15 protein-coding genes are annotated in these 12412 nt (G+C 38.4%); all 15 read left to right on the top strand.

The window, feature by feature from the left end:
• The first annotated feature begins 3 nt into the window (after window positions 1–3).
• The 15 genes from ftsY to sucD all read left to right on the top strand — a co-directional run bounded on the left by ftsY (window position 4) and on the right by sucD (window position 12348).
• Window positions 4–993 (top strand): signal recognition particle-docking protein FtsY, encoded by a 990-nt coding sequence (gene ftsY, locus LRP81_RS02555; RefSeq protein ID WP_230499675.1) that lies wholly within the window; start codon window positions 4–6, stop codon window positions 991–993.
• A 244-nt stretch (window positions 994–1237) separates the two neighbouring features.
• Window positions 1238–1561 carry a putative DNA-binding protein gene (locus LRP81_RS02550; RefSeq protein WP_230499674.1) on the top strand — a complete coding sequence of 108 codons (324 nt, stop codon included), beginning with the start codon at window positions 1238–1240 and terminating at the stop codon, window positions 1559–1561.
• 15 nt (window positions 1562–1576) lie between these two features.
• Window positions 1577–2923: a signal recognition particle protein gene (gene ffh, locus LRP81_RS02545; protein WP_230499673.1), complete on the top strand. Its 1347-nt coding sequence runs from the start codon at window positions 1577–1579 to the stop codon at window positions 2921–2923.
• A gap of 120 nt (window positions 2924–3043) precedes the next feature.
• Window positions 3044–3316, top strand: a complete 273-nt coding sequence (gene rpsP, locus LRP81_RS02540) for a 30S ribosomal protein S16 (RefSeq protein WP_230499672.1) — start codon at window positions 3044–3046, stop codon at window positions 3314–3316.
• Window positions 3317–3324: 8 nt separating this feature from the next.
• The gene (locus tag LRP81_RS02535) at window positions 3325–3555 is read left to right on the top strand and encodes a KH domain-containing protein (RefSeq protein WP_230499671.1); all 231 of its coding nucleotides are present in this window, start codon (window positions 3325–3327) and stop codon (window positions 3553–3555) included.
• A gap of 110 nt (window positions 3556–3665) precedes the next feature.
• Window positions 3666–4184, top strand: a complete 519-nt coding sequence (rimM, locus tag LRP81_RS02530) for a ribosome maturation factor RimM (protein ID WP_230499670.1) — start codon at window positions 3666–3668, stop codon at window positions 4182–4184.
• Entirely contained in the window at window positions 4185–4934 is a 750-nt protein-coding gene (gene trmD, locus LRP81_RS02525) for a tRNA (guanosine(37)-N1)-methyltransferase TrmD (protein WP_230499669.1), read from the top strand.
• A 122-nt stretch (window positions 4935–5056) separates the two neighbouring features.
• Entirely contained in the window at window positions 5057–5401 is a 345-nt protein-coding gene (gene rplS, locus LRP81_RS02520) for a 50S ribosomal protein L19 (RefSeq protein WP_230499668.1), read from the top strand.
• A 181-nt stretch (window positions 5402–5582) separates the two neighbouring features.
• Window positions 5583–6134 (top strand): signal peptidase I, encoded by a 552-nt coding sequence (lepB, locus tag LRP81_RS02515; RefSeq protein WP_230499667.1) that lies wholly within the window; start codon window positions 5583–5585, stop codon window positions 6132–6134.
• Between the two features lie 34 nt (window positions 6135–6168).
• Window positions 6169–7029 (top strand): ribosome biogenesis GTPase YlqF, encoded by an 861-nt coding sequence (ylqF, locus tag LRP81_RS02510; RefSeq protein ID WP_230499666.1) that lies wholly within the window; start codon window positions 6169–6171, stop codon window positions 7027–7029.
• Window positions 7030–7299: 270 nt separating this feature from the next.
• The gene (locus tag LRP81_RS02505; RefSeq protein WP_230499665.1) at window positions 7300–8073 is read left to right on the top strand and encodes a ribonuclease HII; all 774 of its coding nucleotides are present in this window, start codon (window positions 7300–7302) and stop codon (window positions 8071–8073) included.
• Between the two features lie 15 nt (window positions 8074–8088).
• Window positions 8089–9384, top strand: a complete 1296-nt coding sequence (locus LRP81_RS02500) for a hypothetical protein (protein WP_230499664.1) — start codon at window positions 8089–8091, stop codon at window positions 9382–9384.
• Window positions 9381–9671, top strand: coding sequence for an EscU/YscU/HrcU family type III secretion system export apparatus switch protein (locus LRP81_RS02495; RefSeq protein ID WP_230499663.1), 291 nt, complete (start codon window positions 9381–9383; stop codon window positions 9669–9671). Before LRP81_RS02500 ends, LRP81_RS02495 begins: the two co-directional genes overlap by 4 nt.
• Before the next feature lie 595 nt (window positions 9672–10266).
• A complete protein-coding gene (gene sucC / locus LRP81_RS02490) occupies window positions 10267–11427 on the top strand; it encodes an ADP-forming succinate--CoA ligase subunit beta (RefSeq protein WP_230499662.1) in 1161 nt (386 codons plus the stop codon).
• 18 nt (window positions 11428–11445) lie between these two features.
• Window positions 11446–12348, top strand: coding sequence for a succinate--CoA ligase subunit alpha (sucD, locus tag LRP81_RS02485; protein WP_230499661.1), 903 nt, complete (start codon window positions 11446–11448; stop codon window positions 12346–12348).
• The last annotated feature ends 64 nt before the right edge of the window (window positions 12349–12412 follow it).

The following is a 12412-nucleotide window of genomic DNA, read 5'->3' as shown; positions in this document are numbered from 1 at the left end:
AAAATGAGCTTTTTTAAAAAATTGAGAGAAAAGTTGACTACCCAAACAGATTCAGTAACAGATAAATTCAGAGAAGGGTTAACAAAAACAAGAGATTCTTTTTCTGGAAAAGTAAATGAACTTGTTGCCCGTTATCGCAAGGTAGATGAAGAATTTTTTGAGGAACTGGAAGAAATTTTAATTGGTGCTGATGTTGGAGTTAACACGGTTATGGATTTAATAGATGAATTGAAAATGGAAGTGAAACGCCGCAACATCTCTGAACCGAGTGAAGTTCAAAGCGTCATTTCCGAAAAGCTGGTTGAGATTTATGAAGCTGGAGAAGATGTATCACCAACTATTCAATTTCAGGAAAATGGTTTAACGGTGGTGTTAGTTGTTGGTGTTAATGGGGTTGGGAAAACCACCTCCATCGGAAAAATAGCGAAGAAGTTGAAGCAGGAAGGCAAGGATGTTTTATTAGCAGCAGGAGATACTTTCCGAGCGGGTGCTATTGAACAACTAGAAGTATGGGGAGAACGAGTTGGTGTCGATGTCATTAAGCAATCATCTGGATCCGATCCTGCTGCTGTGATGTACGATGCAGTACAGGCAGCAAAAGCAAGAAAGGTCGATGTGCTTTTATGTGATACAGCAGGACGTTTGCAAAATAAAGTGAACTTGATGAAAGAACTTGAAAAAGTTAAAAAAGTTCTCGAGCGAGAAGTTCCCGGCGCACCACATGAAGTGTTACTAGTATTGGACGCGACAACAGGGCAAAACGCATTAAGTCAGGCAAAGATATTCTCAGAAGCCACCAACGTCACAGGCATTGTCCTTACAAAACTTGATGGGACAGCAAAAGGTGGAATTGTCCTTGCAATCAGAAATGAAATGCAAATCCCGGTGAAGTTTGTTGGTCTTGGAGAAAAAGCCGATGACTTGCAAGAATTCAACGCAGAACAATATGTCTATGGACTTTTTGCCGATATGATGGAAAAGGAAGAATCATAGGAAGAATTTTACTTATCATACGAAAAACCGTCCTCTTTTGTAAGAGTGACGGTCTTTTCATAAAGCTTAAGTGCTGCTATTAGGTAAAAAGAGGTCAGGATTGGCATAGGATAAGGTTACCTAGAGCAAATGACGTTTATTTTCCACGTCCGAGTGGTCAAGGAAAAAACTTGACATTCCTAAATCCAGTCTGTAAAATTGACTATTGTAAAGGCATTTCACTTAACAAGGGAGAGTGAAAAAAATGCTTGAAAAAACAACGAGAATGAACTATCTTTATGATTTCTACCAGTCGTTGTTAACAGAAAAGCAACGAAGCTATATGTCTTTGTACTACTTGGATGATCACTCCCTTGGTGAGATAGCAGAGGAATATAACATTAGTCGTCAAGCAGTCTATGATAACATCAAACGTACCGAACAGATGCTTGAGCAATATGAGGAAAAGCTTTTGTTATTTCAAAAGTTTCAAGAGCGACAAAGCTTAATTGATCAGCTGAAAAAAGAGATTAAAGGGGACAATACAATATTGATAACCCTTATCCAGTCGCTTGAGAAATTAGATTAGGGGGCGGCATACAATATGGCATTTGAAGGTTTAGCCGACCGTTTGCAAAATACGATACAGAAAATTCGTGGTAAAGGAAAGGTTAGCGAGCAGGACGTTAAGGAAATGATGCGAGAAGTTCGCCTAGCTTTACTTGAAGCGGACGTAAACTTCAAAGTAGTTAAAGACTTTGTCAAACGCGTCAATGAACGTGCAGTAGGACAAGAAGTAATGAAAAGTCTTACACCTGGCCAGCAAGTTATTAAAGTTGTAAAAGAAGAACTTACCGAACTGATGGGTGGAGAACAAAGCAAAATTGCAGTCAGTAACCGCCCGCCAACAGTCATTATGATGGTTGGATTACAAGGTGCAGGTAAAACGACAACAACTGGAAAGCTTGCCAACCTCTTGCGTAAAAAACATAACAGAAAGCCGCTATTAGTTGCAGCAGATATATACCGACCAGCAGCAATTAAGCAGCTTGAAACACTAGGGAAACAGTTAAGCATGCCTGTTTTTTCTCTTGGTGATCAGGTCAGTCCTGTTGAAATTGCAAAACAGGCTATCCAAATGGCGAAGGACGAACATCACGATTATGTGCTGATTGATACTGCCGGTCGCCTTCACGTAGACGAGCAATTAATGGACGAACTGAAGCAAGTAAAAGAGATCTCAAAACCAGATGAAATCTTTCTTGTGGTGGACGCCATGACAGGGCAAGATGCTGTTAATGTCGCACAAAGTTTTAATGAACAACTTGGTTTGACTGGTGTTGTATTAACAAAACTCGACGGTGACACCCGTGGTGGAGCAGCATTATCTGTAAAATCCGTAACGAATACTCCCATTAAGTATATCGGGATGGGCGAAAAGATGGATGCCATTGAACCTTTTCACCCTGAACGGATGGCTTCTCGTATTTTAGGAATGGGTGATGTGTTAACACTCATTGAAAAAGCTCAAACAAATGTAGATGAAGAGAAGGCAAAAGAGCTGGAACAAAAACTGCGTACTATGAGCTTTACCTTTGATGATTTCTTGGAACAGTTGGGTCAAGTGAGGAATATGGGGCCGCTCGACGAAATCCTAGGTATGATCCCAGGAGCCAACAAAATGAAGGGCTTGAAAAATGTTCAAGTCGATGATAAGCAAATAGGGCATGTGGAAGCTATTATCCAATCCATGACAAAAGCAGAAAGGGATAATCCTGATCTGATGAATGCTAGCCGTAAAAAGCGGATAGCAAAAGGAAGCGGACGACCTATTCAAGAGGTTAACCGTCTTCTTAAACAATTCGAAGAGATGAAAAAAATGATGAAACAAATGACTAATATGCAAAAAGGAAAAGGCAAAAAAGGCGGCTTTAAATTTCCTTTTATGTAATCCAATTATCGTTATTTCTTCTCTAATAATTAAAGTGACAAGAAAAAACACTTTACAAACTTTAAACTACTTGATATTATACTATCTTGTGTGAAATATTTTCGGAGGTGCTATTTTATTATGGCAGTAAAAATTCGTTTAAAACGTATGGGTTCAAAAAAATCCCCATTCTATCGTATTGTAGTAGCTGATTCTCGTTCTCCACGTGATGGACGTTTCATTGAAACAGTTGGAACTTACAACCCAGTAACTCAACCAGCTGAAGTTAAAATCAATGAAGAGCTTGCATTGAAATGGTTGCAAGATGGCGCGAAGCCTTCTGATACAGTTCGTAACCTTTTCTCTAACGAAGGTATTATGGAAAAATTCCACAATGCTAAATTAGGCAAGTAAGAGGCAAAATGACAGAATTAATCCAAACAATTGTGACGTCGTTGGTAGATCATCCAGAAGATGTGGTGGTTACGGAAAAAGAAACAGGTCATGCTGTCACGTACCAACTCACTGTGCATCAAGATGATTTAGGGAAAGTGATTGGAAAGCAAGGAAGAATTGCTAAAGCAATTCGAACGGTTTTGTTCGCTGCTGCCTCACATGAAGATAAACGAGTGCAATTAGAGATTATGGAGTAGGGGAGGCTATCTAGCTTCCCTTTTTTCATTGTTTACGTAATATCACTATAGGTCCATCTCTTAGGGTAACCTATAGATACATAGAGTTGTCACTATTGGAGGTGTATGATATGTCAAAATGGTTTAATGTTGGGAAGCTAGTAAATACTCATGGAATTAAAGGGGAAGTTAGGGTAGTGTCGAGAACAGATTTCCCTGAACAACGCTATCAAAAAGGTAATCGATTATATTTGTTTTTGCCAAATGAAAAAGAACCGGTGGAAGTAGTGGTGGAGTCCAGAAGAGTGCATAAATCTTTTGATTTATTAATATTCAAAGGATACTACAACGTTAATGAAGTTGAGAAGTTTAAAGGAGCGATTGTAAAAGTTCCAGAAGACCAACTAGAAGAACTTGAAGAGGGAGAATACTACTTCCACGAAATTGTTGGTTGTAAAGTTTTACTCCAAGAAAACATGGAGGAAATCGGTACCGTAAAAGAAGTCCTTACCCCAGGTGCTAATGATGTGTGGGTTGTAAAAGCAAAGAAGGGCAAAGATATATTAATTCCTTATATTGACTCGGTTGTAATTAAAGTAGACATCAAAGAGAAAACTATTATCATCGATCCGCTTGAGGGGTTGTTGTAAATGAGAATTGATATTTTATCTCTTTTTCCAGAAATGTTTACAGGTGTATTAGAAACTTCCATCCTGAAAAAAGCTTCTGAAAAAGGTGCAGTATCATATAAAGTAACAGATTTTCGTGAGTATGCAGATAACAAGCATAAGACGGTGGATGATTATCCTTATGGCGGTGGGGCAGGCATGGTGCTGAAACCGCAACCTATCTTTGACGCAGTTACGACTATGACTAGCAAAAATGAAACTAAAACAAAACCAAGAGTCATCCTTATGTGTCCTCAAGGTGAAAGATACACCCAAAAAAAAGCAGAAGAACTCGCAACAGAGGACCATCTAATTTTTATTTGTGGACATTATGAGGGCTATGACGAGAGAATCAGAGAGCATATCGTAACAGATGAGATTTCTATAGGAGATTATGTTCTTACCGGTGGGGAGCTAGCCTCTATGGTTGTATTGGATAGCGTTGTCAGATTGTTGCCTGATGTATTAGGAAAAGCAGCTTCACATGAACAGGATAGCTTCAGTACAGGTCTTTTGGAGCACCCTCACTATACTAGACCTGCAGACTTTCGCGGGATGAAGGTTCCGGACGTGCTCCTTTCCGGTAATCATGCTTATATTGAGGAGTGGCGAACCAAGGAAGCTTTGCGGAGGACCTTTAGGAGAAGACCTGATCTTTTAGAAGGTTATTCTCTAAATGAACAGCAAATGGAATGGCTTTCAGAGATTAAAAAAGAAGAGGAAACATATTGATTTTATTGGATCAATATGCTATTATACTCTTTGTGACTTAGCGATAGCTATGTCTTAAAACGATGTTCCGCTGCATCAAAACAAGAATGGTATGAGCATCCGTGGAAAAGGAGTAGAAAACTATGCAAAAATTAATTCAAGAAATTACGCAAGAACAGTTGAAAACTGATCTTCCTTCTTTCCGTCCTGGTGACACAGTACGTGTTCACGTTAAGGTTGTTGAGGGAACTCGTGAGCGTATCCAGATGTTTGAAGGTGTTGTAATCAAACGTCGTGGCGGCGGTATCAGTGAAACCTTTACAGTTCGTAAGATTTCTTACGGTGTAGGTGTTGAGCGTGCATTCCCTGTTCATTCTCCAAAGATTGAGGGAATTGATGTAATTCGTCGTGGTAAAGTACGTCGTGCGAAACTTTACTATCTACGTGCATTACGTGGTAAAAAAGCGCGTATTAAAGAAATTCGATAATAGAAAGGGGAGCTTGGAGACAAGCTCTCTTTTTTTAACAAAAAAATCTTTAAGCAGCCCTTCTGCTTTCTAAAAAGATAAAGAAAAGTATATAATATAAATACGCTGTAAAGAAAAGAAATTCAAAATACATATTTTGTTTTTGAGAAAAATCATATCAAATAATGGTGGAGGAACAGTAATGGCTCGGTCTAAAAATGAAATTTGGGAATGGATCAAGGCTTTGGCTATTGCAATCATACTAGCGGCTGCAATACGCTATTTCTTCTTTGCCCCAATTGTGGTAGATGGGGATTCCATGATGCCGACCCTTCACAATCAGGACAGAATGATTGTAAACAAAATAGGGTATAAAGTCGGCGATCCTGAGCGATTTGATATTGTGGTTTTCCACGCAACGGTTGACAAGGATTACATCAAACGTGTCATCGGATTGCCAGGGGATGAAGTGGAGTATAAAGATGATGTTCTTTATATTAACGGAGAAGCATATGAGGAGCCATATCTAGATGAATATAAAGCACAGTATCTAGACGGGACTCTTACAGAAGATTTTACGTTAGAAGAAAAGACAGGCTATAAAGAAGTACCAGAAGGTCACCTATTCGTTATGGGGGACAATCGTAGACAAAGTAAGGATAGCCGTCATATCGGAACCATCCCACAAGAAGAAGTATTAGGAAATACCAATATAGTATACTGGCCATTGCCAGATATTAGAAAAGTACAGTAACTGAGCTTTTTAGTTTTTTCAGGAGGCTTTATCGATGACAATACAATGGTTTCCCGGGCATATGGCAAAAGCCCGGAGACAGGTAACAGAAAAACTAAAACTAATAGATATCGTATATGAATTGGTTGATGCACGAATCCCTGTTTCATCAAGAAATCCAATGATAGACGAAATAGTATCTAATAAACCAAGGATTATTTTACTTAACAAAGCGGATATGGCAGATGCAAAGGTGACTCGAGAATGGCTTGATTACTTTAACCTCGAAGGAACTACCACCAAAGCGATCGCAATTGATTCCCAATCTGGTAAAGGACTACAGCAAATCGGTTCTCTATCAAAAGAACTTTTAAAGGGAAAATTCGATAAAATGCAATCTCGTGGAATTAGACCAAGAGCCATTAGAGCATTGATAGTTGGAATCCCAAATGTCGGGAAATCCACACTTATCAATAGGCTAGCAAAAAAGAATATTGCCCAAACAGGAGATCGACCAGGTGTTACGAAAGCTCAGCAATGGGTTAAGGTAGGGAAAGAACTAGAGCTACTGGATACTCCAGGAATTCTTTGGCCGAAGTTTGAAGATCAGGATGTAGGTTACCGTTTAGCAACAACAGGAGCCATAAAAGATACTATCATAAATTTACAAGATATTGCTGTTTTTGCGCTTAGATTTCTTTCAGAAGCCTATCCAGAACGTTTGAAAGACCGTTACGGACTCGAAGAGATACCAGAAGATATTGTCGATTTGTTCGATGCGATTGGTTCTAGACGAGGCTGTAAGATGAGTGGTGGCCTGATTGATTACGATAAAACGGCTGAACTTGTCATCCGTGAAATCAGACAAGAAAAGCTTGGGAAATTAAGTTTGGAACGTCCAGAAACACTCATATAAGAGGCTTGCAAAGGTGAGCCTTCACTAATGTAAACAATCGCAAGCATACTTTGTTTACACTTTGGAGGCCACTAAAGTGGGCTTTTTTTTATGAGCAAGTTAAGAAACTACGATTGATTCATTAATTCTACTTGCCCAATCATCCCCGATAGCCTAAGGCAGCTGTAGAGTGCCATAAAGGGAAAGAGTGAATATGACTTTAAGTGCTAGCTAATATAACTAGAACCATTTTGTAATAGCAAAGCGGTTTATTATTGGGGGATAAAGAAAATGAAAAAAAAGTCGATAAAAGAAATTGAGAAGCTATTGAATGATTTGACAGATTTGAATACAAAAGAATACAGGTTGATAAAAGAGGATGAACGTAAAGGTGTTCAAACGCTTATCAAAAAATGGCAAAGAAAAAAAGTACTAGAAGAGCAATTGCTTAAGCAACATCAAGAGATGCAAAAATATGAAAGAGACAGCAGGGATCAAGGATATGAATACATTGCTGGGGTCGATGAAGTTGGACGTGGTCCACTAGCAGGACCTGTAGTGGCAGCGGCAGTCATTTTACCGAAAGACTTTTATTTACCCGGTCTGACAGACTCAAAGAAACTAAGTCCACAAAAAAGAAAAGAATTCTATCACTTTATTGTAAAACATGCGTTAAGCTATGGTATTGGCATCATTGATCCAAAGCAAATAGACCAGATAAACATATATGAAGCAACAAAACTTGCCATGATACAGGCAATTGAAAAAATGAGTGTTGCCCCTGATCACTTATTGATTGATGCGATGAAGTTAGACATTTCAATTTCGCAAACCTCCATCATAAAAGGAGATGCGAAAAGTATTACTATCGCTGCTGCCTCCGTTCTTGCTAAAGAAACAAGAGATACCTTAATGAAAAATCTTGGCCAGAAACACCCTGAATATGGTTTTGAGAAAAATATGGGGTATGGTACAAAAGAACATTTAATTGCCCTGCAGGAAGTAGGGGTTACTGAAGAGCATCGCCAATCATTTTCACCTGTTAAAGATATGATAAGTCACTAATTAAAGGAGCATTCTATGAACATTTGGCAATTGTTGCAAACAAGTGCTTCCCGTTCAACAAATGTAATGGGCAATCAGAATACATACATACATGCAAAGATCATTGCTCAAATGGAGGATGCTCTATTTGTTATTCAACGAGGGGCGGCAACTTCCAAAGCTTTTATCTCGGGAGATGTTCAAATTGGGAAAGAATACATCTTTAAAATGACAGCAGAGGAAAGAGGAACGGTGTTAACTCCCATTCAATCTGTACCACCAATAAAAGCAGGGGAAAATAGTACGAAGGAACCCCATAATGACCTGAATGCGGTGAAAAATGTCAATTCAAAATCAGCAAGTGAACTAATTCAATTGGCTACAAGTCCTATTAAAACTTTTGAGAAAATTAATTCATCTGCTTTTTCTACTCTAGCCACTACTATTGATAAACTTCCTCAGCAAAAAAAAGAAGTGGCTATCGAGTTTGTTAATCAAGTAATTCAAAGAGGTGGAATGTCGGGCGAAGGTAACACACTTTCCAAAATAGTTATTGGATTGTTTGAAGAAAAATCAACCATGGATTTGGTCAACAAAGTATATCAATCACTTCAACAGCAGGAAAACCCAACACCAAAACAAGAAAAACTGTTAGAAACATTACAGCAATTACAATCTACTGCAACCCTGGGGAAAAATGAAGCCACCTTACAGTTAGTAAAAAAAGCTGTAACTCTTTTAGGTCTTGACTATGAAAATAAAATAAGCGAATTATTACGACAAAGTCAGTCACTTTCGACTATTAAACCAGAACAGTTAAAGCCCCTTCTTATGGATTTTTTACAACATGTTACAACAGCCGAAGAAAAATCCACCATTAACGGATTGTTATCAAAAATTACTGGCTTTCAGCTGTTATCTAGGGAAGAAGGAAACCTTCAACAGCTGTTTATCCCGATACCAATTCTTTTAGATGATGAGGCTAAAGATTGGTATATTCATATAAGTGCAAAAAAGAAGAACAATACAGTAGACCCTGAATATTGCAGAATTGTAATGTTACTTGATTTACCGAAATTCTCAACAGTAATGATTGATGTTTTTATTCAAAAGAAGGTGATAAATCTGTCCTTCCACCACTCCTATCCACCACTAGAAAATTTGGTGGAGAATAGTACCTCATCACTAAAAAAAGCATTAAATGACAAAGGGTACACACTAAGCTCTGTGAAAGCTCATTTTAATAATGAAATAGAAACAGCAAGCCCAGAGATGGACTTTTTTCGCATTGTTCTAACTTCACCAGAGAAAGGATTAGATATAAAAATATGAAAAATCCAGAGGGAAAACGAAAAAAGGCGGTTGCACTAAAGTATGACAAGAACAAATCTTATGCACCAGTTGTTAATGCAAAAGGAGCAGGACTCGTTGCAGAAAACATCTTGGAAGAGGCGCAAAAAAATGATATACCAATCCAAGAAGATCCGGCATTACTTGAGTTATTAATGGAAATGGAAATAAACGAATCTATTCCTGAGGAACTCTATGAAGTTATTGCGGAAATTTTAGCACATGTGTACAGACTCCATGAAGGAGAGAAAGCGGGTTTGAAAAAGTGAAAAGCTAGTATTTGACTTTATTTTTTTATGGCAAACTTCGAATATGGTATAGGAACAACACAAAGAGTTATTGAAATTGTTCGTACAAAAATCGATGTTTTAAGTTGCGGAAAGGGATAAAGTGGTAGGCATTGTCAAGAAACTCCCCGATTGGATCTTCAAAACAGCAAAAAATCATCAAGCAAGTCTAAGCATACGGTTTCAATCCTTAAAAATAATCATGATTCACTTGAATCAGCACACCTACAACTCACAACCTTTGTGAATTATTTTTAATTTCGCAATGTAAAAGCAAACGCCTCTAAACTTGAAACAGCATAAATAATTTATCCCAAGTTAGCAAAAATACATGTGAAAATCCACACGTGAAGGTTTTCCGGCATAATGATAATAGATTGAATAATCAGTAAATAATACGGTAATTTTCCTTAAAATAGCTATTTTGATGCTTATTTAGAACACGAAACTATTAATTTTTTGAATTTAGTATAATATTTTTCCAGAAAGGTAGACAATTCATGTAGCATTTTATAAAATGAAAGCGCAGTCTATTTTTAAATAATGTTCTGTTATACATAAGATTGGAGGATGGGAAATGAATATCCATGAATATCAAGGAAAAGAGATCCTCAGAAAATACGGGGTAGCTGTTCCAAACGGCCGAGTAGCATTTACTGTCGAAGAAGCGGTAGAAGCGGCAAAAGAATTGGGAACAGAAGTTTGTGTTGTGAAGGCACAAATTCACGCTGGTGGGCGTGGAAAAGCAGGTGGAGTTAAAGTTGCCAAGAATATAGATGAAGTTCGTGAGTATGCGAATGAAATTCTTGGTAAAACATTAATTACACATCAAACAGGTCCAGAAGGTAAGGAAGTAAAACGCTTACTTATTGAAGAGGGATGCGATATTAAGAAAGAATATTATATTGGATTAGTTCTAGATCGTGCGACTTCACGAGTTGTTTTAATGGCATCTGAAGAAGGCGGAACGGAGATTGAAGAAGTGGCAGAAGAAACGCCAGAAAAAATCTTCAAAGAAGTAATTGATCCAGTTGTAGGTCTTACGGGATTCCAAGCACGTCGTGTTGCATTCAACATCAATATTCCAAAAGAATTAGTTGGACAAGCAGTTAAGTTCATGATGGGCCTTTATACAGCATTTGTGGAAAAGGATTGCTCTATTGCAGAAATTAACCCACTTGTTGTAACTGGTGATGGAAAAGTAATGGCGCTTGATGCAAAAATGAATTTTGATTCAAACGCTTTGTACCGTCAAAAAGATGTCCTTGAGTATCGTGATCTTGAAGAAGAAGATGCAAAAGAAATCGAAGCATCTAAATATGATTTAAGCTATATCTCCCTTGATGGAAATATTGGATGTATGGTAAATGGTGCTGGACTTGCTATGGCAACGATGGATATTATCAAACATTACGGTGGAGACCCTGCCAATTTCCTTGATGTTGGGGGCGGAGCAACTGCTGAGAAAGTAACAGAAGCTTTCAAAATTATCCTATCCGATGATAGTGTAAAAGGTATTTTCGTAAATATTTTCGGTGGAATTATGAAGTGTGACATTATCGCAACTGGTGTTGTGGAAGCCGCAAAGCAAATCGGACTTGAAGTGCCATTGGTTGTTCGTTTAGAGGGCACTAATGTTGATTTAGGTAAACAAATCTTAAATGAGTCCGGATTAAATATCGTTGCAGCAGAATCAATGGCCGATGGTGCACAAAAAATCGTAGCGCAAGTAGGATAAGAAAGGCAGGGGACATTCATGAGTGTATTCGTTAATAAAGATACAAAAGTTATTGTACAAGGTATTACTGGCTCCACAGCGTTATTCCATACGAAGCAAATGCTTGAATATGGTACACAAATCGTTGGAGGGGTTACACCAGGTAAAGGCGGTACGGAAGTAGAAGGTGTACCTGTATTTAACACAGTGGAAGAAGCGGTAAAAGCAACAGGAGCAAATGCGTCTGTCATTTATGTTCCAGCTCCATTTGCAGCAGATGCTATTTTGGAAGCTGTGGATGCAGAGCTTGATCTTGCTATTTGTATTACTGAGCATATTCCAGTTTTAGATATGGTAAAAGTAAAACGCTACATGGAAGGCAAAAAGACACGTTTAGTTGGTCCTAACTGTCCTGGCGTTATCACTCCTGGTGAGTGCAAAATTGGTATTATGCCTGGCTACATCCACACTAAAGGACATGTTGGGGTAGTTTCCAGATCAGGTACTTTAACTTATGAAGCAGTTCATCAATTATCACAAGAGGGAATTGGACAATCAACGGCTGTAGGTATCGGTGGAGACCCAGTAAATGGTACAGACTTTATTGATGTTTTAAAAGCATTCAATGAAGACGAAGATACTTATGCGGTTATTATGATTGGGGAAATTGGCGGTACAGCTGAAGAAGAAGCAGCACTATGGGTGAAAGAAAACATGAAAAAACCTGTTGTAGGCTTCATTGGCGGCCGCACTGCACCTCCAGGAAAGCGTATGGGCCATGCTGGTGCTATCATTTCCGGTGGTAAAGGTACTGCAGACGAAAAAATCCGTGTGATGAATGAGTGCGGCATTGAAGTAGCTGACACTCCATCTGTTATGGGTGAAACGTTAATCAAAGTGATTAAAGAACAAGGTATTTACGACAAGTGTAAAACACATTAATATTATTTTGAGAGGGATAGTCTATAGACTATCCCTCCATGTGTGTTCAAAAAACAGGGAAAAC

Source organism: Sutcliffiella rhizosphaerae, from assembly GCF_917563925.1.
Classification (GTDB): Bacteria; Bacillota; Bacilli; order Bacillales; family Bacillaceae_I; genus Sutcliffiella_A; species Sutcliffiella_A rhizosphaerae.
Note: the sequence above shows the minus strand (reverse complement) of the source record. Positions and strands in the feature narration are given on the sequence as shown.

Bases quoted from the DNA above. Each gene is read 5' to 3' on its own strand.
- ftsY (WP_230499675.1), top strand. From the start codon at position 4: ATGAGCTTTTTTAAAAAATTGAGAGAAAAGTTGACTACCCAAACAGAT.
- LRP81_RS02550 (WP_230499674.1), top strand. From the start codon at position 1,238: ATGCTTGAAAAAACAACGAGAATGAACTATCTTTATGATTTCTACCAG.
- ffh (WP_230499673.1), top strand. From the start codon at position 1,577: ATGGCATTTGAAGGTTTAGCCGACCGTTTGCAAAATACGATACAGAAA.
- rpsP (WP_230499672.1), top strand. From the start codon at position 3,044: ATGGCAGTAAAAATTCGTTTAAAACGTATGGGTTCAAAAAAATCCCCA.
- LRP81_RS02535 (WP_230499671.1), top strand. From the start codon at position 3,325: ATGACAGAATTAATCCAAACAATTGTGACGTCGTTGGTAGATCATCCA.
- rimM (WP_230499670.1), top strand. From the start codon at position 3,666: ATGTCAAAATGGTTTAATGTTGGGAAGCTAGTAAATACTCATGGAATT.
- trmD (WP_230499669.1), top strand. From the start codon at position 4,185: ATGAGAATTGATATTTTATCTCTTTTTCCAGAAATGTTTACAGGTGTA.
- rplS (WP_230499668.1), top strand. From the start codon at position 5,057: ATGCAAAAATTAATTCAAGAAATTACGCAAGAACAGTTGAAAACTGAT.
- lepB (WP_230499667.1), top strand. From the start codon at position 5,583: ATGGCTCGGTCTAAAAATGAAATTTGGGAATGGATCAAGGCTTTGGCT.
- ylqF (WP_230499666.1), top strand. From the start codon at position 6,169: ATGACAATACAATGGTTTCCCGGGCATATGGCAAAAGCCCGGAGACAG.
- LRP81_RS02505 (WP_230499665.1), top strand. From the start codon at position 7,300: ATGAAAAAAAAGTCGATAAAAGAAATTGAGAAGCTATTGAATGATTTG.
- LRP81_RS02500 (WP_230499664.1), top strand. From the start codon at position 8,089: ATGAACATTTGGCAATTGTTGCAAACAAGTGCTTCCCGTTCAACAAAT.
- LRP81_RS02495 (WP_230499663.1), top strand. From the start codon at position 9,381: ATGAAAAATCCAGAGGGAAAACGAAAAAAGGCGGTTGCACTAAAGTAT.
- sucC (WP_230499662.1), top strand. From the start codon at position 10,267: ATGAATATCCATGAATATCAAGGAAAAGAGATCCTCAGAAAATACGGG.
- sucD (WP_230499661.1), top strand. From the start codon at position 11,446: ATGAGTGTATTCGTTAATAAAGATACAAAAGTTATTGTACAAGGTATT.